The sequence below is a fragment of the Micavibrio sp. TMED2 genome, from assembly GCA_002168225.1.
Lineage (GTDB): Bacteria > Pseudomonadota > Alphaproteobacteria > TMED2 > TMED2 > TMED2.
In genome coordinates this window covers 316,811-338,759 of record NHBH01000009.1, presented here as the reverse complement: position 1 = coordinate 338,759, position 21,949 = coordinate 316,811, and the positions used below count along the sequence as shown (strand labels likewise).

Genomic DNA, 21,949 nt, shown 5'->3' with positions numbered 1-21,949 from the left:
GGAGGTCAGGATCCGAGAGAGCGAAAGCGAAATGCGAACTTGATCTTGGCCGGCCATTCGCCGACATAGGGTTCCTCGATCACCTGCCTGCGCGTGGCGTGCGCGTGCAGGAGATGCAGCCGTCCGAGCCGTTCCGTCAGAAAGCCGCAATGGCAGGGATAAGCCTGATCAGCGAAGACGAGGACGTCACCGGGCTTCGCTTGTGTGACAGCAATGCCGTCCATGTGCCCGCGAAAGTGCTCGACGAAGCCCTGTCCCTGCGCGCGGCGCCCATAGGCCGTGCTGTCGTGGTCGGCGAGTTCGAGCGCCCGCGCGACAAGGACCACGAGCCCCGCGCAATCAACACCGGCGCGGCTTCGCCCCTGGTGCCGCCAGGGAACACCCAGCCATGTTCGCGCTTCGGCGACGATCGCATCGGCCAGATCCCCGATCGCGGTGGCGGTCGCTGATGGTGGGCGGTCAGCGTGCATCGGGATAGCTCATCATGGCATCCTGGCCCGGCACGTAGGGTTCGCCGCGAAAGTTCAGGACGTTGGCGAAGCGGTCGATGCAGGTGTCGAGCCGCTTGTCGCAGCCGGGATGAACGCGGAAGGCGTCGCCGGGCTCGATCGCGTATCCCAATGGCAGGAACAGCTCGATCCACCCGCTGCCTTGGATCCAGCCCTTGACCTCGATGGAGCGACCGGCATTGGCGCCGGTCTCCCAGGTCAGCACACCGCCAGCAAACCAGCCATCAACCGCTCGCGGTTCATCGAGCGTGGCATTGAAGACGGCCCGGTCGGTGACTGCCGTCACGATGCCCGACCGGCTCCAGGCTTCCTCGGCCTCGAACACCGCACCGCCATCGGCGGTTTGCGCGCCGATGGCGGTGTCAAAGGTCGGTGGCTCGGATGCGGTCGTTCCGGCCGTCACGCAGCGATAGACGCGGTTCTCGAAATCCGCCGAAGTTGGTACTGATGCCGTCGTGTCCGTGATCGTTGCCATGACGGCGTCGAAGGCCGCGTTCGACTGGCTGCCGGCCGCGAGCTGGTGCAGGAGCCGGAAGCGGAGAAACCTGGTTCCCACCAGCAGCTGCGCCTGCCAAACGCCCCGCTGAACCCAGCTGTCTTCGGGCAGGATCACCTCGAAGCCCGTGTCGAGAAGCGTTGAGAGCAGGTTCGACGAGCCGTCCAGAGCTTCGATGACGACCCGCCCCAGATCGTCCGGGAACGAATTCGCCCGGCTCACCGATGCGTCCAGCCGGTAGGCGTCGCCGTCGATCTGCAGAGGATCCAGTCCCGCGACGAGGAGGTCGAGCGACTGGGTCAGTTCCCCCGATGCCGAGCTTCCGCCTTCCAAATAGAAGCTGCCAACCGCAGGGGACAGACCGCCGTTGGCAGCGTCGTGCACGTCCCAGTCGCCGGACACCTTCGTCCATCCGGTGGGCGTGAAGCTGGAGCCGTCGCCGGCGCCATCCGCCTCGAAGCTGCCGTTGACGATCGGCAGTGCGAAGCTGACCGGCGTGCCGGTCGTGCGCACGCGCACCACGTCACCGACGGAGTACGCCGTCGACCGGGCGATTTCTGGCGGATTGACCGGCACCTTGCAGCGGTGATCTCCGAGATCGGCGCGGCATTCGGGGCTGTAGAGTTCGCCGACGCGTTGCTGCAGCGCTTGGGTCATGCCACGCAGTTCGGTCCGGAAAATGCCCTGCTCGGTCAGAACGACCTCGCCGAACCAGCCGCGGCGCATCCGAAGAGCGCCCATGGCGGGGTCCGCCCAGTTGACCAGGAAAATCCGCACCTCGGCCTGGTCGAAGAGACCCGCGCGCAGCTCTTCCTCGGTGATCGACGCGCTGTCGAAGACGCCCTCGACGTCGAGATTGTCGACGCTCAGGCTCGCATCGTTGGCAATGGCCGTGCGCGAATAGCCGGAACTCGCCTTGTAGACGTTGCCCTCGAACGACAGATCCCGGTCGTGGTCGGTGAAGAAGAACTCCTTGCCGTCAACGCGCGAGATGCGCCAGCAGGTGGCGAGTGTCGTCACCGGTCCGGCGAGGTGCGCCGCGAGGGCTGCCGAAGTCGATTTCATGGTCTGATCTCCAGCACCGGGATCTGGCCCCAACTGCCGAGCTGATAGGTTTCGATCGTGAGGTCCATCTGATCGCTGTCGAAGCGGACGGGCACGTCGAACTCGAAGTCCGCCGTCACTTGGACGCCGGATGCGGGGGCGACGGTGAAGGTCACGAGCCCGGTCGCCGTGTTGACGCTCCAGCCAGAGGACGCCTCGACACCGTCGCGGTAGATCTTTACTGTTCCGGGAACGGGCTTGGTGATGACCCGGGTCTCGACCTCGCCGCCGCTCGCGTAAGTCTTCACGAGCTGGAACGTCTTGCTCGCGCCGTCGCCTTGACCGAGCAACTGGGCGAGCGCCTGGTAGTCAGTCCAGTCCTTGAAGCGGAAACCGTAGGCCCGCCCCCGTCGCGCGCGAAAGAAGGCGATAAGGGCGGCCACCTGATCGCGTTTCTTCAGGCCGTGCGCCACGTTCCATTTGCCCCGCGCGGCGGCCCAGTTGGCGTTGCGCCGCTCGTGTCCCGAAACCGTCGTCACCACGGTGGTCGAGTAGCCGGGGCCGCCGGACGCCCCGTAGGAGATGTCCGGCGGGAACTGAACTTCGTGAAAGCCGCTCATCTGTCGATCCGTCAGAGATTGCCCAGTTCAGAGATTACGTCGGGCCCGCTCCATGGCGCGGGCGGCGTCGGCGGCGATCTGCCCTTGGGCGTAGCGAAAGCTGCCAGCGTCAGGGGTGGAGATGTTCATCACCACGTTGACCGGTGGACGGGTTTCGCGTGCGGCGCCGATGGCGGCGAGCTGAGCCCGTGACAACACCATCTCGCCGCGCTGCAGGATCGCGGGCACCTCGTCGGCACGAAGCCCCGCGACGCCGCCGTCGTGGAAGCGCGGCGCGCCCGCAAAGGCGAGTGCCGGGACGAGCCGCTGCTGGGCGGGACCCCCGGCGACGCCGCCTTGATGGAAGATGCCGGCAAACAGCCCGCCTCCGCCGCCGAAGAAGCCGCCGAGCAGTCCGCCGCTGCCTCCGCCAAGTGCATTGGCTAGAGGCCCGAGGATCGCGGAACGAACCGCGATGCGGGTGATGTCGGCGAGGATGCTGTCAGCGAGCGCCTTGAAGTCGATCTTGCCGCCGGTCACGAAGTTGGCGATGGCGTCCTCGGCGCTGCGAAAGGCGCTGGTGAGAGCGCTGCCGAGACCTTTGCCCCAGTCCATCGCCTCGCTGGCATAGCGGGATAGCTCCTCGCGAACCGCCGCCCAGCCGGTTGCTGCCTGTGTGGCCGACGAAGCCGCTGCTTCCCCGGCGGCGCGGCTTGCCTCCGCGGCTCGTGCGGCGGAACCGGCCGAGCCTTCGCCGTCTCCTGCGGCATCGCCTCCGGCGCCGCCGATGGCTGCGAAGGCGTCATCGAGGCGCTCCGTCGCCCCGGCCGCATTGTCGATTTCAGTATTCGCGCCCGCCATGGCCTCCCGGAGCGCCGCGATGGACGCGAGGGGCGCACCCGCCAGCTCTCCCAGCGCCGCTGCCGTTTCTCGCGCACTGTCAGCGGCGGCGCGCGCATCCCCGGCGAAGGCCGACAGACCGAAATCCGGTGCCGCGAAGGTGTCCGTTTCGAACGCGGCGGCGAAGGCATCACGCGCGGCGTTGCCAGCCAGGCTCGCGGCGCCGGCAAACTCGTTCTCGATCCGGCCGAGATCGACGTCCGGCACCAACTCGATCGCCCGCTCGATGCCGATAGCCGACAGACCGGCATTGACGCCCTCCAGGAGGCCGTTGATGCCGTCGACCGCGCCGTTCAGCATCGACTCCAGCCCGGCGATCAAGGCGTTCGCCGCCTGGATCGTCAGATCGCCGATGGCCCGGGGCAGGTTGCTCCAGATGACGACCATCGCTTCGAAAGCACCCTGAAACGTCCCAATGGTGCGATTGCCGAAGGCGACGACGGCCTCGAGCGACGCCTGCAGCGCGTCGGCGATGCTTGCCTGAATGCCGCTCCAGGCAGCACTGACGCGCGCTTTCAGGACGCCAGCCAGCAGACCGATCCTGTCCCAGACCTCGGCTGCCACGTCACCCAGCAGGCCGAGCGCCGCGCCGAAGCCACCGGTCGCCTGCACTAGGCGACCGAACTGGTAGATCAGCTCCCCAGCAGCCACGATGAGCGCGCCGATGCCGGTTCGGATCAATGCGCCGCGCAGGAAGACCAGCGCGGTGGCAAGACCGCGAACCGAGGCGGCGGCCACAACCATGCCGGCGACCCAGCGCCCGGCGATGAAGGCGGCGAAAGCAGCAGCGATCGAGGCGAGGCGGCCGATGTTGTCGAACAGACGCCGGATCGCCTGCCCGAGCGGGCCGGTCGAGCGCGAGATTGCCGCCAGCGCGTCGGCCACGGCTTCGAGCGCCGGGGCGGCGGCAACGGCAAGCTGGTTCGACAGCCCGCGCCAGATCAGACCGAGGCGGGAGATCGCATCGTTCGTCCGCTCGATCTGATCGGCGTCCTGCTCGGAGACGACCACGCCGAAGTCGCGAACGTCCTGTGTCGCCTGCCGAAGCGTCGTCGTGTCGATCCGGGAGATGGCGATGCTGCCTTCCTCCCCGAACAGCTGCCCGGCGACCGCTGCACGCTCAGCCGCGGGCACGAAGTCTTCAATCGCCTGATTGATACGACCGACACGCTCATCCAGCGGCAGGGCCAGCAAGGCCGAGGCCGAGAGCCCGAGCCGTTCGAGCGCCGCGACGGCAGGACCGGTCCCGGCGGCCGCCTGGCTGAGGCGGCGGGTGAGGTCCTTGGTCGCCTGCTCGATGCCGGACATCGACACGCCGGCCAATTCGCCGGCTCGTTCGAGAACCTGAATGCTCTCGACGGTCGTCCCGAGCGATTGGGCGAGCTTGGCCTGTGCGTCGACGACCTGAAGACCGGAGCGGATCATGACCGCAGCGCCCGCGGCGAAGGCGGTCGCCGCAGCGGCGGCTGCGATCTGCACGCGCCGATAAAAGGCCGCGACACGGCTGTTCGCAGCGTCCATCTCCCGCGATAGCCGACGGAAGCCTTGCTCCCCTGCGTCGCCGATGCCCTGCAGCTCGGCACGGACCTCGCGCCCTCCGACCACGGCAAGGCGAACGGAGACGCGTTTCTCAGCCATCTTGATCAGTCCTGATTTGCGCGTTCAGTCCGCGCACCATCATGCCCTCCACCTCGGGCAGCAGTTCCGCGCAGACGAGGGTGTCCACTCCAAGCGCATGCGCGCAGGCGAGCGCGGCCGTCATGTCGAGGCCGAGGACCGCACCGGGGACGGCGCGCAGTTGCCCCGTGAGCCGTTTGGCAAGATCCCAGACCTGCCAGCCTTCGATCGTCTGCGGACGATTCAGGACGGCGGGGCATTCGCTGCAGGTGCCGCGACAGGATCGGCAATACTGGTCGCCCCCGCTGAAATGCCATTCGGCGAGGGCGCAGAGCCGTTTTTTTCCGCTTCCAGCAGCAGGCCCTTCGACACGTAGCGGAGTTGGAAGGCCTCGAAGATCGGCAGGATGTCCAGCAACGCGTCGATGCCTTCCGGTGTAACGGGCACCGGATTGCCTTCAGCGTCGCCCACCCCTTTCCATTCCAGCACGACCAACCGTGCCAGGGCCTTGGCCATGGTGACCGCGATGGTCTCGTTCGACGCGCCTTCGGGCAAGGCAGCTACCGCCGGATCACTGCGGGCGGCGGCCATGAGCGAGGTGGTCAGGGGAGCGACGCGCACGCGCACGTCATGTCCGAGGTCGAGCCAGATCGGCTCGCGCGACAGGTTCAGGCGGATCATGGGAATGGCCTCAGGTGTAGCTTGTGACATCGTTCAGGAGGTGGGCGCGCAGCATCGTGCCTTCGCTGTCATCGTAGGCGGCGCGCCAGTCGAAGCTCGCCTCGACCCCGCCGGGGCCGGAGACGGCATATTTGGGTTTGGGCAGAAAGACGCGCGGCAGCTCGAAGCGGAGCGCGTAGCCTTCCGGAAAGGTGAACCCGTATTCGAGTCCCACGGGATCGCCATTGGCGGCCTCAGCCACGAGCGTCGCGCCATCGAAGCGTACCGACATCGATCCCTCCGCCGAGGCAAAAGTCGGATCGGCCGCCTCGATCTTGCCGTCCTCGCGGATGACCCGGACGCGTTCGAGATTGTTGGAGAAAGTCAGACTGCCGCCCGTAACGCCTGCGAGCGCCGCACCGCCGCGTCGGATGAAGCCGCGCCCTTGGCTGAAGCGCCGGAGCGCGTAGGCCGTCGGATTGGCGTCGACCGTCGCCGAGAAGCGTTCCTCGCCTTGGGCCACGAGCTGGAGACGGGCATTTGCCGGTCCCTCCTGGCCCATCTCGAAGTTCAGGCTCTCCATCACCGTGCCGAGGTGACGGAAGAACACCGGCGTCGTGAGCTTCGGATGGCCGACCTCGATCGTGTAGCTCGGGATGTCGTCGGCGCCGCTCTCCCAGACATGGGCGTAGCCACCGCCGGTCAGCGTGGGACCCGAGACGGCGCCAGCGGATGCAGCAAGGGTGAAGCTGTTGCCGGTCGGGCCTGACGCGTCGAACACGATCACGAGCGTCTGCGTGCTCGTCGGCCGCGAATAGGTGCAGTTGGCGATTTCGGGGTCGGCCGATGCGTTGAGGTCGCTGACCAGCTGATCGACGGTCTGTGTGGCCGTTCCCTGGATCTGCGTCTCCGCTGTTCCCGCCGTTCCGGAGACGAACGTCCAGACCGTACCGTTCAAGGTGATCGTGTCGCCCGCCGTGGGATTGACGGCGAAGACGATCGAGCCGCTGGCGTTCGTGGGCGTGGTCACCGGGTCTCCGAACAGGCCCGTCAGCCAGAAGCCCGTTCCACGCAGGTCGAGCGGGATGTCGAGCTGGCCCTCGTCGGTGATGAGACCGCGATAGGGATCCTGCGCGTTGCGCCCGCGTCCCAGCAGCGGGTCGTCCCCGAGCGGCTGGGCCGAAGACAGATCGGTCGATTTGAAATCGAGGCTCTGATAACCGGTGAGCGGCGCGACCCCGTAGCTTGCCTCCCGGCACGCCTTGAGGGTGGCGTCCGCGCCATATGCGCGCGCCTTGGGCATGGTTGACTCCCGTCTTGTCGTGATTGGGTCGTGGTTGGGTCAGGCGGTGAGCGGATCGCTCACCAGGTATTCGATCGTGACGATGATCCGGGCGGTCAGCATCGGCGGCGCTCCTTCGAGAGCGAGCGCACCCGTTTCCGGGGCTGACGGCGTCAGGTTCTCGGCGAGGCCGCCGAGCGTCTCATCGACACGCAGGGCGGCCCCGATCGCACCAAGCAGCTGATCGAGCGCCGCTTCGCCGCCGCCGCTTGGATCTCGCGGCACATAGACTTCGAGCTCGACCCGGTGCGCGTAGAACTCGGTGCGGGGATTGAGGGTGATGTCGGGTTCGCCGGGTTCGCCATCGCGCAGGATGACGAGACCGACAGCGGGCACCTTCTCGGGCAGCACCTCGTTGCGCCGCACCGGCGCCGCCAACTGCCCCGCGAGAACAACCGAAAGCGCGGCGAGGATCTGTTCACGTCGAGACATCAGCGGCTCCCGTCCTCATCAGAAATCCAGTTGCGCACGACCAGGCTGGGTAGCCGGCTCACCCAGCGCTCGGCGGCGCCGGCCACCTCGAGGCGCTTGGCGAGGGTGACCTGCGGAACCAGGATGAACATCGGCACGGTCACCAGTCCTCGGCCCGTCCGGTGTGCGGAAGCGCTCGCGCGCGAGAAGCCACCTCGCTTGCCTGTCCGGGCACGCATCCCGTCGGCCACGAGGAGAGAGGGGCCGCGTCGTCGGTAGACGAAGCGCAGCCGTTGCCCGGTCCGCCGCTCCCATCCACCCGGCGTGATCTTCCGGCCGCCATCCCCGTACCGGCCAGCGGCCGCCGTCGGAATCGCGAGGAAGAAGCCGCTTTTCGAGCGAATGGTCGCGCCGTCCTCGTAGATGCGGATGATGCCCGGCGCCTTGGACCAGACGAGTCCCGCCGCCCGGATGCTGTCTTCGCCCTTGGGGTAGACTTGTCCGCGCCAGGTGCGCGCCAGTCTCGGACCCAACCCCGCCGAGGTGACCTGCGTCCGAAGATCAGTCTTCAGGCCTTCGGTGGCCTGTGAGATCCCGGCCGTGACGGCCTTCTCGGCGGCCTTGATCTCGTCGCTCATCAGCTTGCCGAGGTCGCCGATCGTGCTGACGGAGAACCTCATGCCTCGCGCAGCTCCACCGTCCAGATCAGTCGCTCCGCGTCCCGGCGCGGTTCCCCCTGGACGACATAGGAGACACCGTCGAACAGGAACCCGTCGCCTTCGGCGAGACTGGGCGCATTGGCGACGCGAATGTCGAGCAGCGTCGTGGCGGCATGAAGCCGGGTCTCGCCGAACTCGAAGACCCGGTCGGGCCGGCGCAAGACGACCCGGACGGAGACGGCGCTGCCGCCCTTTGGCGTGTAGGTCGCGTCCCGCGCCATGTTCGGGTCGGCAAACAGCGACTGGAACGCAGCGGCGATGGCCGACATCAGAAGCTGCCATTCAGGCGAACCCGCCCGATGACGTCACCGGCGCCACCGGCGACGGCTTCGGTCGCAACACCGATCAGCGTATTGGCGGTGGCGGTCTTCGTCGCTTCCTTGTTGGTGTTGTCCCAGTAGACCTTGTCGCCCGCGGTCCACGCCTGCGAGGCGACCTTCTTCAGGTCGAAGACACCGACGAGCGCGGCTTCGACGGTCTCGCCGAGGGCAGCGCTGCCGGCTGCGACGCCGAAGATGGAGCCGACGAGCAGGCCGTCGCCGGAGACGACGGCATAGGGCGCGGTCAGGGTGATGGTGTTGCCGGGCTGAACGTAGTTCTTCATGGCCTTGATCCTCTTGGAAAGACGAAGGGCGGCCCGTCAGGACCGCCCATCTCGTCAGGGTTCAGTTGTCTGGGGAGTTGGCCGGATCAGGCGCCCGGGTTCTTATAGAGGCCGCGCCAGTCAATGGCCTTGGCGCCGAAGTCGAGGCGGCATTTGATTTCGACCCCGTCGACGTCGAAGCCATTGCGTGTCTCGATGTAGGCGCCTTGCTGGCCTTCGAGATAGGCGTACTCGATCGTGTCGATCTGGTTCGGGCTGGCCGCCAGATACCAGGCTGTCTCGCTGGCGGCATCGAGCCGGGGTTCACTGATCGGTGCAAGCGTCCGGATCGACTGCGGCACCACGTTGCCGCTCGACGCTGGCACAAGGTTCTGCGCGACCAGCTGCTCGGCCTTCAGTTCCAGAGATGCCGGCACGATCAGGAAGGCGGGGCGGATGTTGAGCACCGTCTTCTTGTCGAGACCCGTCTGCTTGGCCATGGCGGCGCGGGCTGCACCCACGCTGGTGACGTCGAGCGCCGCGCCGGTGCCCGCTAGGTTCTTATGGGTGGTGTGGAACAGCGCATTGCCATCGGCCATGGCCGGGTTCGAGGTGATGATGCCCCAGACCACGTCACTTTCGAGCTGGGCGATCGAGTTGCCGTACATCGCCGGGATCCGGGTGAAGGCGTCCAGATCGTCGTTGATCAGCACCTGCCGGGTGATGGCGACGACCCGGCCGTAGGTCTTCACGCGGTAGCTTTCCTTGCTCTCGCCGAGCGTTCCGCGCTTGAATTCGCCGCTCTCGCCCACCTCCAGCAGCTGCGGCGCCTCGCCGAGCTGCACGCGGTGCATCGCCTTGAAGTCGGTCGCCAGCACCTGACGGCAGAAGAGCGCGAAGGTCCGCGGATAGGCATCGTAGGCCTGGCGCAGGGTCTTGTTGGTGACGGCCGCGAGGATTTCGGGGAAGTCCGAGGTCGAATGCAGCGCGCGCGTCGCCACCTCGTCACGCGAGAGCCCCCGCGTATTCACCCCGGCATTGCCGAGGCTTTCGCGGGCGAGTTCCAGCAGCGTCATACCGCGATACTGACGCGCAGCGTCCTCAAGCGGGAACAGCGTGGGGCTGTACCGGTGCAGCAGCGCATTGGCCACGGCATCGCGGCGGGTGATGCGCTCATCCCGGCCGCCGAGCGGGACGGAGACTTGGCCGAAGGTCCGGGTCTCGTCCGACCTCAAAGCGACCTGATCGAGGATCAGGCGACGCGCTTCGTCGAGACCAGTGCCGCGCTTGACCAGATCCTCGGCGAAGCCGCGCTCGAGGTTCAGCCGACCGGCCAGATCGTAGATGGTCGAGACACGCTCTCGTTCGGCTTCGCGGGCGCGGTTCGCTGCGACATCGGGATCCGGGGTATCGGGCTTGGCGGTCTTCGGACGCGCGCGGGTCTGCGTGTCGGCCGCGCTCGGGGGCGTGTCGGTCATGGTGGTCTCCTCGGTCGTTGCCGTTTCGCTCGTCTGGTCGTCCACGACCTCGTCAGTCTGGGCCGGGGTCTGGGTCTTCTCCGTCATCGGGGATGCTCCTTGCGGGTTGGAGGGCGCGTCCCGGCGGCGAAGGACGCAGGTTTCAAAAGGGCTCTGGCTGCGGAAGCCCGCAGCGGGGTCAGCCCCGACCGGGACCGCTGAAATCTCGAAGGGGGTCCAGTCCACCGCCCGCCATAGTTCTCGGCCGCCGTCGGGCTTGGAGATGTCGAAGCGATGGACCTGGTAGCCGATGGAGACCGCGCGGATGTGCCCAGCCTGGATGTCGCGCCAGATCGGCTCGACATCGGCGCGCTCGCTAATGCGGACCTGCGCGATGCCGCGGCCGTTCTCGATCCGCGCCGAGCCGGGCACCACCGAGCCGATGACGGCGTCGAGCGTGTCGATCTCATGCACCTTCAGGAACGGCGCGCCCGCGTTCAGCCGATCGAGGCGCACATGGGCAGGGTCGAGGCTGAGTTCCTCGTCATAGGGCTCGCCGAAGAAGCTCGCCCGCCGGACGCGCGCGCCCGCCGACCAGATCACCTCGACTGTGCGTGCGTCGGCATCGACGGTGTTCGGCGCAAGCTCCGCCGACCGGCGAAGCGCCGGCAGTTCGATCATCGTGTCCATGAAGTCAGTCCTGTTGGGCGGTGTCCGGCTGCCCCGTGTCGGGTTCCGGATCGGTTGCCGGGTCGCTCGATTGCGCGCTGCCCGTCTTGGTCACGCGGCGGGGGTCGCTGTCGAGCACAAGCCCGAGAGCGTCGAGCTTGGCGTTGGTCGCGGCGATCTCAGCCAGCACCGCGTCAGGATTGCGGCCCTGCCGGGCGATCACCTCGGCCAGTGTCATCGTTCCCGAGCGGATCGCCAGAAGGTTCGCCATCGCATCCTTCTGTGGATCGACCGCCTCGAACTTGGGCGGCGACCATTCGACCGGGACGTCCGGCGTCGGGATCTGTCCCGCGGCCCATGCGGCCTCGGTGAACCAGCGCCAGACCGGGGTGCAGAGCATCGGAATGAAGAGCTGCCACTGGACAGCGTCGATCATCCGGCGGAACTCGACGAGCCCCGCCCGGATAGAGGAGTAGTTCACCTGGCTGAGATCGCCGGTGAGTAGCTCGTAGGGCACCCGGAACCCGGCCGAAATGGTATGCAGGCTCGCGCGCTTATACTCGCCGTAGCCGCCGGTGGCCGAGGGCTGGTTGAAGCGGATGTCCTTGCCGCCGCGGGCGGCCATCGAAGGTGGCAACATCGTCCCAGACAACAGCCTGATCCAGGGACGCGTCTTCCATCCGCGCCACGAGAGTGGCTGCGGCGTAGGTTTCCCGTTCGACATGGCCCACAGCACGATATCCGGGGATGGCGAGGACGAGCCCGAGGTCGAGCCCGCCCGCGCCGGAGCAGAGCGAGAGGCCGAACAGGCATGCGTCTCCGGCTCCGGAAGCGCGTCCGGAGGAAGGTAAAGCCAAGTCATGCATGTCACGCGGCGGTCTTGCGCTTTCGCGCGGGTACGGACACGGGTTTGCTGTCGGTCGTTTCCGTGGATGCGGTTTCGTCGCCGCCCAACCGTTCGGCCTTCACCTGCACGAAGGTCCGGCCGTCGCCGTCGAGGACCGCCTCGCGGCCCGTGTCCGCCTGCCAGCGCTCCACGGCGACATCGACATAGGCCGGGCTGATCTCCATTGCGAAGACACGCCGGCCGTTGGCCTCGCCCGCCATGATCTGCGAGCCGGAGCCAGAGAATGGCTCGTAGCAGAGCCCGCCGCGAGCCACATGCTGGCGCATCGGTATCCCGAAGGCGTCGAGCGGTTTCGGCGTCGGGTGGTCGGGGCGCTCATCCTTGGCGAAGGACGGCATTTCCCACGTCGAGGGCAGCGTCTCCTCGGCGACCTTCGGCGGACGGTTCGGGCGCCGCCAGCCCATGAAGCAGGGCTCGTGCTTCCAAAGGTAATGGGACCGGGTCAGGACGCCGCGGTCCTTCACCCAGATGATCTGCTGATGGACGAAGGCGCCGGCCTTCTCCCAGCAAGCCTCCAGCATCGCTTGGCGGCGAGAGGCGTGCCAGCAATACCAGGCGGCGTCCTCGGTGATCGCCTCGGCCACTGCGGCGGCTATGAAGCCGTCGTAAAGCTCCGCGCCCTGCGAACTGTCGTCCCAGGTGACGCCGTAGGATTGGCTCCAATCCTTGTTCCGCGTCGGGTGGTTCGAGCCGTCGTAGTCCACGAGATACGGCGGGTCGGTGGCGAACAGGACCGCACGCTCGCCGTTCATCAGACGGCGTACATCCTGATGGTTCGTACTGTCGCCGCAGAGCAGCCGGTGATCGCCGAGGATCCATAGATCGCCCGTGCGCGAGGCCGGATTGCGCGGCGGCTCGGGGATGGTCACGGGCGGCACCGAGCCGCCAACCCCGCCGTCTTCATCGTCCGCGTCCGGATCGAGCGCGAGGAGCTTGTCGAGTTCGCCGTCGGAGAATCCGACCAGCGACAGATCGAAGTCCTCGGCCAGCAGTCCCTGCAGCTCGGCGGACAGCAACGCCTCGTCCCAGCTTCCGAGTTCCGTCAGCTTGTTGTCCGCGATGCGGTAGGCCCGGCGCTGCGCCTCGGTCAGATGACCGAGCACGATCACCGGTGCCTCCGTCAGCCCCAGCTGCGTCGCGGCAAGCACGCGCCCATGGCCTGCGATCAGCTCCCCGTCCTCGGCCACGAGGCAGGGCACGGTCCAGCCGAACTCGGCCATGCTGGCGGCAATCTTGGCGACCTGGTCCGCGCCGTGCACCTTCGCGTTCTTGGCGTAGGGCTGGAGGCGCGCAAGCGGCCAGGTCTCGATCCGCTCGGGGGCGAAGCTCAGCGTCATGGGTCGGATGGGTCCGTGGATCGAAGTGGACACCTGTGGTCCTGGACTCCGGAGACCGCGCTGGACTCCGTGCGGAGTCCAGCGGGCGCGACGGGCGTCCGGCCATCAGGCGCGTGTTCGTTGGTGGTTTCTCGGGATTGGCGTGGATCCGGATACCGGGTGGCTTCCCAAAAATCCGGCCCTGTCGCTGGCGATCCATCGCGCCTCGCCCGCCAGCATACGATTTCCGCCAGGAAGGACCCGCGAACTCGTATGCTCAGGCGATGTTGACGTGAACGGTCATCGATCCATAACGAAAGGATCAGCGCGGATCCTTTACTTGGATCGGTTCCAGCGAAAGGATCCGTGCGCTCGTGATCGCGACGCGCGCGCCTCTCCCGAGGATAGCCAGAATTTACCCAAGAACCGGGGTTTTCGTCTCTTCGAAAAGTGTCCGGCGGACACTTTCCGCTTCGCTTCGCGAGCTTGCGATCACTCCCCGAGGAGCGCCCGCAAATCTTTCATCAGCAGGAAGAGATGATAGGGGTCGGTCGGGCTCGGTTCGAAGTCGAACTGCTCGTACCAGGCGCGCGCTTCATCATCCTTGGCATGAACGAGAAGCGCTCGGATACCTGCAATGTCGGCAGCTTGAGCCGTGCGCAGCAGTGCATCCTTGAGCAACGCTTTGCCCAGCCCCTTTCCCTGCTCGGCTCGGTCGATGGCAAGACGCGCGAGGAGCATTACCGGGATCGGATGACGGGCAAGCCCTTTGCCGACACGACCGGGAGCGTCGGCATGTTCGACGGCGCCGACCGCGAGGCTGTAATAGCCCGCGACACGCTGCTCCCCGCGGCACACGACATAGGTCTGAACGCTGCCCGCTTTCTGGTTGACCAGAGCGTGGCGTTGCAGGAAGCGGTCGAGAGGTTCCTTGCCGCAATCAAACGCGTCGACGTCGTGGGAGGCATCGAGCTTTTGGACGGCAGAGAACGCTTGGTTCTCCACTGTCACTCAAGCACGCTCTTTTCGGCGAGCAGTCTGGCGAGGCGCGGCTTGCTCTGGACGGGGCGGTCGAAAACATCCTGGAAGGCTTGCCACTGGGCGTCATCCAGCCGGAACATGCGCCGATCGATCAGCGCTTCCTCGGCGGCATTGATGCCCGCCTCGAGCAGGAATTCCGTCACGTTCTTGTGCGAAAACGTCGCCGCACGCTGCAGCAGCGCCTTCATGGCCGGCGTGGTGCGCACCTCGATACGTTCGGACTTGGCTTCCGCTGCGGGCATGGCTGATCTCCTGTCCCAATTTCTGTATCATACGGACAATGTACGGACAAGAAGTTAATTGGGATGGCCGGTCGGGTTTTCGCAAGCCCCCTTGACCATTTCAATCACGTAGCGGCGCGAGCGGAGCCGGGGAACTCTACGGCGGTTCAGCCGCCATGCGATCACGCAGAGCGCGTAGAGCCAGTGCTCGTGCGCCGCCGACCGCTGCAATCCGACGGTCCAGCAGATGGTTTTCCATCGCTCGCCGTAGGCGCGCAGCCAGACGATCTTGCCGTCGATCGGATCGAGCCCCACCGTCCAGCTGAGCGTCTCCTCCATCCGGCTGATCGCGGCGGGTGACGGGATGACGCGCATCGGCTTTGGCTCCTGTCCGACCTTGTCGGCGAAGCTATGGATGACCTCCGGCCAGACGCTGAAATATCCCTGCCGCCGGGGTTCGGGTAGGCGCTTGAGCACGAAGGCCGCTTCCGCGAGACGTTCCTCGACGAGGCTCGGTGTCCACTGGGTCATCGACGCGCCTCCTTCGCCTGATCGCGGTCGCCATAGAGCTTCTCGCCGAGTTGCCGAACGAGCTCACGCTCGGGCCAGGTCAGCCGGTCGTCATCGAGAGAGACCGCGAGGACACGCTGCTCGCGCCAGCCATCGCGCTTGACTTGATCGGGGGTGCGGCCCTGGCCGCCACATCCGCGTGGCGTCCACCTCACAGCACACCTCCCCGGGTCTCCATCGCCCAGAGCAGGATCGCGATCGCGTCGGCCTCGTTGTCGTCGGAGGGTTGGAACCCGCGCTGGCGAATGGCAGCGACGACAGCTTCCTTGCCGGCGTTGCCCTTGCCCGTAGCGAAGCGTTTGATGGTGCCGACAGGAACGCCCTGATAGGCGACGCCCTCACGCTCGCACCAAGCGGTCAACGTCGCCAGGAAACCGCCGTAGAGGTGGGCGGCGTCAGTGCCGATATGGCGCCGGACCTCCTCGAAATAGATCGCGGCCAACCCACCGCTGTCGTCGGCCAGTTGTTCGAGCCAGTGCTGGAAGCGCAGGTAGCGCATGCCGCCGCCGTCGTAGCGGCCTGAGCGGAAGCTGGCGGTTCCGCTGTGCACGATCCCGCCCGCCAGGCTCGCCCAGCCCGTGGTGGTGCCGAGATCCAGGGCGAGAATGGCGCTGCCCGCGGATGTCGAGATGACCGGAGCCGGATGGGGCGCGCTCTTGGGGAGGGGTGACGGGCACTGGCTCATGGTGGTGGGTCCTTCTCGTCTGATGTCGGTGAGGGGATGGACGGCACGGCGACCGCGCGCGCAAAGCCCCTGGGGGTGGGAGTGGGAGAACCCGCTCAGCGCGGTTCTCCTCCACCCCCGAAGGGGGTGGCTTTCACCCCCACAACTTCGAGAGCGCATCAACAAGTTGAATTTGTTGGAGAAATCGAAGTTGGGGCGGCCCATTGCGTGGGTCGCGTTCCCAACTTGAATCTGCGAAAGGCCGCGCAGCGGAGCGCGCTGGAGCCAAGGTAGTTGGGACGAGCTTTCCCAACTTGAATCTGCGCGGGACGGCTGGGCGGAGCGCGGCGGCGCGAAAAGCAACGAAAGTAGTTGGGAAGCTGGCCGCCCAGCTCGCCGCAACTTGCCACAACTTGATTCTGCGTAAGTCCGCGTAATCGGGATGAACTGGCGCATCACGAGGTCTCCTCCGTCTGATAGACCCAGACCAGGGGGTTCTCGACCGGCAGCGCCGCGCCGCTCTGCGGGCATTTGTAGGTGCTGGGAAGGACCGGGATCCGGACGGGCACGACCTCGCCGGTGTCGGGGTCTGCCGTCTCTTCTCCGGTCGGGAACGTCATGCCCTCGACGCAGAGATAGCCGAACTTCGAACGCGAGGTGGGTAGACCGAACGGCGCGCCATCGCGCACGAACTTGATGAACCCCTTCGTGGCCAGCACGCTGATCCGTTCGCGGATCGTGTCCTTGCCGCCGAGCCCGGCCTGGTTCTCGAAGCTCTCGGCGAACTGCAGCGCGGTGTAGAGCCGGCCGGCCTCGGCCTCATCGAAGAGCAGTTGAAGGATCACGTCGTGTTTGCGTGCGCGCTCGGCGTCGAGCTTCTCGCCGAACTCGCGACGCACCAGCCTTGTCTCCGAGCGGTCGATCGCGATCCAGCGTCCGTCCGCCTTGTCGACGATCATCGGCTCGATGCCGGGGCCATTGCGCAGTTCGAAATGCAGCATCCGCTCCGGTCGGTCCTCGTCGGGCCGGTGCATGATAACGCCGGAGGTGTAGAAGCTGCGGAGGCTGCCTGCGCCCGAGAGCGCCATGAACGGGTCCTCGACGAGCTGCTTCTTGGTGATCTTGCGGGTGTGGTGGCAGAGGATCAGGCCGGCATCCGGGGCTACGGCGTCCCGCAGCGCTTCGACCCGCTCCTGCAGGAAGAAGAGCATTGCGGTGTTGTCGTTCTCCCCGCCGCCGTCCGGGCCGCCATCGAAGAGATTGCGGATCGGGTCGATGCAGAGGATGTCGGGCGCGCCATGGCCGTAGTGGGCGCGGACCGCGGCGATGGTCAGGCCCACGCCGCCGGCGTCGAGCAGCATGCGGACCTTCGGCGTGGCGACGAGATTGTCGCGCGCCGCGGCCAGGAGCGCCGGCTCGATCCGGATGGCCTGGAGGCGCTCCCGGAGGTAATGGTACTGGATCTCCGCTTGCAAATAGAAGATCCGCAAGGGCCGGCTCGGCGCAAAGCCGAGGAAGGGCACCCCCGCCGCCATGTGGACGAGCAGACTGATCAGGAAGTCGCTCTTGCCGACCTTGGGCGCGCCGCCGAGCACCAGCATCCCGCCGGGCGTCAGCAAACGCGGCGCGATGATGTCGTCGGGCATCGGGCTCACGTCGTCGAGCAGTGCGCCGAGCGTGAAAACCGGCAGCGCGGACATCGGCGGCACGGCGATCCGTTCGAGGGCCGGCCCATGGCGCTCTTCGTGCAGCCGCCAGAGGCACTGTGCTTCGGAGGCGAGACGTTCGAGCGGCCAGCTGGGACGGAGCTGGGCGGCGTTGTACTGGCAGATCGCCTCCCACGCGTCGTCGCGGCTCATGCGGCCCTCATGCGCCATGCGGACGTAGTGGCCGATCGCGGCGCTCGCCCCCTGGAAGCGCGTCCAGTCGTCTTCGCCGCCTTCACGGACCGGGGTGGTCAGGATCTCCGTGATCGAGGGTTTGTCGCTCGATGGTCCTGGCTCTGATCCCACGCCGGCAAGCGGCGGCATGTCGGCGACTGCTTCCGCGAAGTCGCGCAGATGGACCTCGACCCGCGGGCTATGGCGGCGGATGTTGACCAGCCGCTTGAACCCGCCCTTGTGATAGACCGAACCAGCCAGGCGGATCGGCTGGTGGGCCGATCGGAAGTGCGTGTCGCCGCCGACCTTGACCGCGATGTCGCCGCGCAGCCGACAGAGAAGCGCGATATCCTCGCCCTCGGCCGGTTCGCTCAAGCGCCACCAGACATGAAGCTTGTCGAGACCGTCTGGCGTCCGGCCGCCACTTTCGACGAGCAGTGTCGGCTCGCCGAGGTGACGGATGAGGTGGTCAAGCTTGGCCGCAATGTCTCCGGCGTCGAGGTCGACCAGGACCGTCTGCATCTGCTGGATATCGGCGGCCTTGGCCTTGCCGGTCTCGGCGACCGTTCCTGGCACCACATAGAAGGCCGCCCCTTCGCGTGCTGCCCAACCGGCAAAGGAAACCGCCTTCTCCAGCAAACTGTCGTCGATCTCGATCCAGGCGTTGTGGGGTCGGCCGTCGATGCCCTGGCCCTTGTCCACGAACCCGCGCAGGGGCACCCAGCCCTCGCAGTAACCGAAGACGACGTCGAGAAAGACGGCGATCTGCTCTGGATCCGGCTCGATGTCGAACGGATCGGCCTGCGGCGCGGCGTCGTTGAAGTCGCGCCAGGCATCGAGGGAGACGACCTTGTTCCCGCTCATGCCGGCAGCCCCCAGCAGCGTTCCGCCCACGGGCACATTCGGCACTCGTGGAAATCCCGGGTCGTGGCGATGCGCGGCAGCAGATCCCCTGCATCCGTCGCTTCAAGGATCCGCACGGCGCGATCGCTCATGCGTTGGGCGAGCCCCGCGTCGAACGGCACGAGTTCGTGGTGCAGTTCGGCGGTGTCCTTGTTGATGGCGGTGAAGAGCGCGGGATTGTCGGAGATGCCGGGGACCTGCGCTTCCATATAGGCTTGGTAGAGGGCGATCTGGGACGCGTAGACGGGCTTCGCGACAACCACGCCCTTGGCCACGGTCTTTCGCCAGTTCCTGGCGTTCATCGTCTTGCATTCCCAGAGCGCGGGAACGCCGATGCCCAGCAGCTGGGGTGCGGCGGCGATGATCCCATCGACATGACCGCGGATGCGGCCACCAGCGACCGAGAAGCCGAATTGCTCGCCATCTGGACGGTTGCCCTTGCGGGTATAGAGATCGAACCCGGCACCGCGCAGCCAGCGGATGGCAAGATCTTCGAGCGCGTGTCCGATCTCGAAGATCCGCAGAGTCTGGCCAGAGAACTCCCGGCCCTCATCCTTCGGCGCACCCGCGAACTCGAATTGCAGAGCGCGCTCACAGCCGTGTCCAAGGCGGGAGCCGCCGAGGTAGGTCCTGGGCGCAACCGCCGCGCGTTCAGCGGCGATCGCCTTGTCGATCACCGCATTGATGCGTTCGGCGCAGGTGGGGCGGTGGTTGTAGTCGAGCATCAGAACGGCACCTCCGCGTCGGCGTCGGCTGCCATGGCGTGCATGGCGTCCTGGAAGCCGCCGACGGCGACCTCGATGAGCGTGAGCACCTGCGCCTCCGTGAGGTCGGAGAAGCGCGCCTGCCAGCCGATTTCCTCCATGATCTCGGCGACCGGCTTCATGGCGGCGCGGATCGCCGCCTTCTCCTGTTCGGTGAGATCAACCATGGCCCAGCGCTCCCGCGCCAAGCGCGTCCAGAAGCCTTGGCAGGCCATCGAGCAGAACCAGACCGAGGGGCGCGGTTGCTTCGACCGCACCGGGTCGAACCAGCCAAAGCCACGGGAGGGTCGCCGGCAGACAGCACAGAGCGTTCCACGCGGATGCCAGAGCCGCCGCCGGTCCTCGGCCGTGGTGGGGGAAACAGATGCCATGGCTCATGCCGCCCTCCCTATGGCTGCTTCGGGCGCGGCATCGGCCGCCCCGAAGACGAGGGAGCGGATGGCGTCGCGGTTGAAGCGGAAGGCCAGCAGCGCCGATGCCTGGTAGCGGGTGAGCCCGAAGTCCTGCCGGTACTCCGGCGGCAGGAAGGCGAGCTGCCGGTCGGTGGGCGGCTGGTTCAACCAGCGGCGCGTCTTGTGCGCGCTCTCGTCGCTCTCATGCTCGTTGAGCCAGTCGTCCGCCGCCGCCAGACAGACAGTGCGCTCGCCCATCGCCAGCAGATGAGGGCGCTGCTTCTGCAGACCGCCGATGCCGTACCAGCGGCCGTTCAGGAAGAAGACGCCGCCCCACGCGTTGAAGCCGTTGGCGATGAGCGCGGCATCGTCGCCGAAGAGGTCGCACCAGCGGAAACTCGACCGCTTCAGGAGGTCGATCTCGGACATCACGAAGTCACCGAGCGGCGCTGCTTCGCCGCCGTCGGGACGCTCCCAGAGGTGCCCACACAGCGGGCATTCGGTGGTGGCGAGCGGCACGATGGCGCCGCAGTCGGGGCAATCCTTGGTCGGCGCCTCGCCGGAGCGTTCGCGACCGTCCAGGTCGACATCCTGCTCCAGCGAACCGTGCAGCAGGGTCGAGGTGCCGAAGTCGAGCACGATGCAGTCGGTCTTGATGACGCCTGGATGTTCCTCGGGCGAGACCGTGCGCAGACCGCGCCCGACCATCTGAATCATGGTCGACTTGTAGGAGCTCGGCCGCAGCAGCACGACGCAGCCCGTCGGCGGATGATCCCAGCCCTCGGTCAGCACCGCGACATTGACGACGACCCGCAGCTCTCCGGCGGCGTAGGCGTCAAGGGTCGTCTTGCGGTCGGTATCGGCCATGTCGCCGTGGATCAGCCCAGCGGCGACACCGGCCGCGTTGAAGGCGGCTGTCACGTTGCGCGCGTGGTCCACGGTCGAGCAGAACACCACCGTCTGGCGCTCGCCCGCCTTTTCCCGCCAGTGGCGGATGACGGCGTCCGTGACCGGCGACCGGTTCATGATCGCGTCGACCTCGGCCATGTCGAAATCGTCGGCCGTGCGGCGCACCTTGGTGAGCTGGTCCTGGACGCCGACATCGATGACGAAGGTGCGCGGCGGCACGAGATGGCCGGAGGCGATCAGTTCGCCGATCCGGATCTGATCGGCGACGTTGGAGAACACCGGGCGCAGACCGCGCTTGTCGCCCCGGTTGGGCGTCGCGGTGACGCCATAGATCCGGCACATGGCATTGCGCTGGAGCGCGGTGTCGATGATGCGCCTATAGCTGTCGGCTGCCGCGTGATGCGCCTCGTCGATCACCAGGAGGTCGAGCGCGGGCAGCTGGTCGAGATTGCCCGCGCGCGCCAGCGTCGGCACCATCGCGAAGGTGACCTGTCCAGCCCACGACTTCTCCTTCGCATCGACGACCGAGGTCGTGATCTTCGGGTTCACCCGGCCGAACTTGCTGCGGTTCTGAGCGGTCAACTCGTCGCGGTGGGCGAGCACGCAGGCCTTGGCGCCCGTGCTCTTCGGGGTTTCGCCGACCATGCGACCGACGACCCCCGAGAGCATGATCGTTTTGCCGGCTCCAGTCGGGGCCACGCCGAGGGTGTTTCCGTGTTCGTCGAGCGCGCGGACGCTGCGCTCGACGAACTGCTTCTGGCGGGGACGCAGCAGCATGGCAGCCTCACTGCGCCCAGGACGGGCGCGCGCCCGGCTGCGGCATGGAGGGCTGGGACGGCTGAGCCTGCGGCTGCGCTGCCACACCGGGCACGCCGCCCATGAGAGCGGCATAGTCCTTGTGATCCGGCGTAACGGCCGCGCGGATCTCGTTTTTCTCCTCGCCGTTGGTGTCGGTGCCGATGTCGATCCGCGCCACGAACTCGAGCCCGTCGAGATCGGCAAAGCCGCTGATGCGACGCGCGGCCTGGGCCTGAGCGGACGTGTCCTTGTCCGAAATGCCGCGCGCGGAGTTGAGCATGCCGCGGATCAGGCTGCGGCCCATGTTCGCCCAGTCCGGCCCCTTGGGGCTGTACAGCCCGATCAGGGTGAAGATCTTGCGCCGTGCGTAGGGCCCTTCGAGAACCGTGAACTCGCCCGAGAGATAGACCGAGCCGGTGGTCCCCCGCGTGGCGTATCCGCCGGTCCAGCCCTGCGCCGGATCGTCGAATCCGCCCGGACGGATCGTCAGGCGCACCTTGGCCAGCGTGCCCTTGGGGATGATGTTGCTGTTCTGCTTGGCGTCGTTGAAATCGTTCCAGGATCCAGTCATGGCTGGG

The 21,949-nt window shown here is 66.9% G+C and carries 22 protein-coding genes and 2 pseudogenes; all 24 read right to left on the bottom strand.

The annotated features are described in order from the left end of the window. Nucleotides 1–5: 5 nt before the first annotated feature. The 24 genes and pseudogenes from CBB62_13325 to CBB62_13210 all read right to left on the bottom strand — a co-directional run bounded on the left by CBB62_13325 (nt 6) and on the right by CBB62_13210 (nt 21,942). A complete protein-coding gene (locus CBB62_13325; protein ID OUT39367.1) occupies nt 6–470 on the bottom strand; it encodes a hypothetical protein in 465 nt (154 codons plus the stop codon). Then, nucleotides 460–2,070, bottom strand: coding sequence for a hypothetical protein (locus CBB62_13320; protein ID OUT39366.1), 1,611 nt, complete (start codon nt 2,068–2,070; stop codon nt 460–462). Before CBB62_13320 ends, CBB62_13325 begins: the two co-directional genes overlap by 11 nt. Beyond that, nucleotides 2,067–2,669 (bottom strand): glycoside hydrolase family 24, encoded by a 603-nt coding sequence (locus CBB62_13315; GenBank protein OUT39365.1) that lies wholly within the window; start codon nt 2,667–2,669, stop codon nt 2,067–2,069. The genes CBB62_13320 and CBB62_13315 overlap by 4 nt, the downstream gene beginning before the upstream one ends. A 27-nt stretch (nt 2,670–2,696) precedes the next feature. Further along, the gene (locus CBB62_13310; protein OUT39364.1) at nt 2,697–5,186 is read right to left on the bottom strand and encodes a phage tail tape-measure protein; all 2,490 of its coding nucleotides are present in this window, start codon (nt 5,184–5,186) and stop codon (nt 2,697–2,699) included. A 222-nt stretch (nt 5,187–5,408) separates the two neighbouring features. Beyond that, nucleotides 5,409–5,846 (bottom strand): hypothetical protein, encoded by a 438-nt coding sequence (locus CBB62_13305; protein OUT39363.1) that lies wholly within the window; start codon nt 5,844–5,846, stop codon nt 5,409–5,411. 10 nt (nt 5,847–5,856) lie between these two features. Continuing rightward, nucleotides 5,857–7,128 carry a hypothetical protein gene (locus CBB62_13300; GenBank protein ID OUT39362.1) on the bottom strand — a complete coding sequence of 424 codons (1,272 nt, stop codon included), beginning with the start codon at nt 7,126–7,128 and terminating at the stop codon, nt 5,857–5,859. Nucleotides 7,129–7,167: 39 nt separating this feature from the next. After that, a complete protein-coding gene (locus tag CBB62_13295) occupies nt 7,168–7,602 on the bottom strand; it encodes a hypothetical protein (protein OUT39361.1) in 435 nt (144 codons plus the stop codon). Next, nucleotides 7,599–8,258 carry a hypothetical protein gene (locus CBB62_13290; GenBank protein ID OUT39360.1) on the bottom strand — a complete coding sequence of 220 codons (660 nt, stop codon included), beginning with the start codon at nt 8,256–8,258 and terminating at the stop codon, nt 7,599–7,601. The genes CBB62_13295 and CBB62_13290 overlap by 4 nt, the downstream gene beginning before the upstream one ends. Next, nucleotides 8,255–8,566 (bottom strand): hypothetical protein, encoded by a 312-nt coding sequence (locus CBB62_13285; GenBank protein ID OUT39359.1) that lies wholly within the window; start codon nt 8,564–8,566, stop codon nt 8,255–8,257. The genes CBB62_13290 and CBB62_13285 overlap by 4 nt, the downstream gene beginning before the upstream one ends. Then, entirely contained in the window at nt 8,566–8,901 is a 336-nt protein-coding gene (locus tag CBB62_13280; protein OUT39358.1) for a hypothetical protein, read from the bottom strand. Before CBB62_13280 ends, CBB62_13285 begins: the two co-directional genes overlap by 1 nt. An 86-nt stretch (nt 8,902–8,987) precedes the next feature. Continuing rightward, on the bottom strand, nt 8,988–11,027 hold the full coding sequence (locus CBB62_13275) for a peptidase U37 (GenBank protein ID OUT39357.1): 2,040 nt from the start codon (nt 11,025–11,027) through the stop codon (nt 8,988–8,990). A gap of 4 nt (nt 11,028–11,031) precedes the next feature. Continuing rightward, nucleotides 11,032–11,625, bottom strand: a pseudogene (locus tag CBB62_13270) (portal protein). Beyond that, nucleotides 11,615–11,872 (bottom strand): annotated as a pseudogene (locus CBB62_13265) (DNA methyltransferase). Before CBB62_13265 ends, CBB62_13270 begins: the two co-directional pseudogenes overlap by 11 nt. A gap of 1 nt (nt 11,873) precedes the next feature. Next, complete coding sequence (locus CBB62_13260) at nt 11,874–13,250, bottom strand: DNA methylase (GenBank protein OUT39356.1); 1,377 nt, start codon at nt 13,248–13,250, stop codon at nt 11,874–11,876. 471 nt (nt 13,251–13,721) lie between these two features. Further along, entirely contained in the window at nt 13,722–14,240 is a 519-nt protein-coding gene (locus CBB62_13255; GenBank protein ID OUT39355.1) for a GNAT family N-acetyltransferase, read from the bottom strand. After that, on the bottom strand, nt 14,237–14,512 hold the full coding sequence (locus CBB62_13250) for a hypothetical protein (GenBank protein OUT39354.1): 276 nt from the start codon (nt 14,510–14,512) through the stop codon (nt 14,237–14,239). Before CBB62_13250 ends, CBB62_13255 begins: the two co-directional genes overlap by 4 nt. 54 nt (nt 14,513–14,566) lie before the next feature. Then, nucleotides 14,567–15,022 carry a hypothetical protein gene (locus tag CBB62_13245; protein ID OUT39353.1) on the bottom strand — a complete coding sequence of 152 codons (456 nt, stop codon included), beginning with the start codon at nt 15,020–15,022 and terminating at the stop codon, nt 14,567–14,569. Further along, nucleotides 15,019–15,216, bottom strand: coding sequence for a hypothetical protein (locus tag CBB62_13240; GenBank protein OUT39352.1), 198 nt, complete (start codon nt 15,214–15,216; stop codon nt 15,019–15,021). Before CBB62_13240 ends, CBB62_13245 begins: the two co-directional genes overlap by 4 nt. Further along, entirely contained in the window at nt 15,213–15,746 is a 534-nt protein-coding gene (locus tag CBB62_13235; protein OUT39351.1) for a hypothetical protein, read from the bottom strand. The genes CBB62_13240 and CBB62_13235 overlap by 4 nt, the downstream gene beginning before the upstream one ends. 434 nt (nt 15,747–16,180) lie before the next feature. Beyond that, the gene (locus CBB62_13230) at nt 16,181–18,514 is read right to left on the bottom strand and encodes a hypothetical protein (protein ID OUT39350.1); all 2,334 of its coding nucleotides are present in this window, start codon (nt 18,512–18,514) and stop codon (nt 16,181–16,183) included. After that, the gene (locus tag CBB62_13225) at nt 18,466–19,233 is read right to left on the bottom strand and encodes a hypothetical protein (protein ID OUT39349.1); all 768 of its coding nucleotides are present in this window, start codon (nt 19,231–19,233) and stop codon (nt 18,466–18,468) included. The genes CBB62_13230 and CBB62_13225 overlap by 49 nt, the downstream gene beginning before the upstream one ends. Continuing rightward, entirely contained in the window at nt 19,233–19,439 is a 207-nt protein-coding gene (locus CBB62_13220; GenBank protein ID OUT39814.1) for a hypothetical protein, read from the bottom strand. Before CBB62_13220 ends, CBB62_13225 begins: the two co-directional genes overlap by 1 nt. Nucleotides 19,440–19,646: 207 nt before the next feature. After that, a complete protein-coding gene (locus CBB62_13215) occupies nt 19,647–21,350 on the bottom strand; it encodes a helicase (protein OUT39348.1) in 1,704 nt (567 codons plus the stop codon). A gap of 7 nt (nt 21,351–21,357) precedes the next feature. Continuing rightward, on the bottom strand, nt 21,358–21,942 hold the full coding sequence (locus tag CBB62_13210) for a hypothetical protein (protein OUT39347.1): 585 nt from the start codon (nt 21,940–21,942) through the stop codon (nt 21,358–21,360). Between the last annotated feature and the right edge of the window lie 7 nt (nt 21,943–21,949).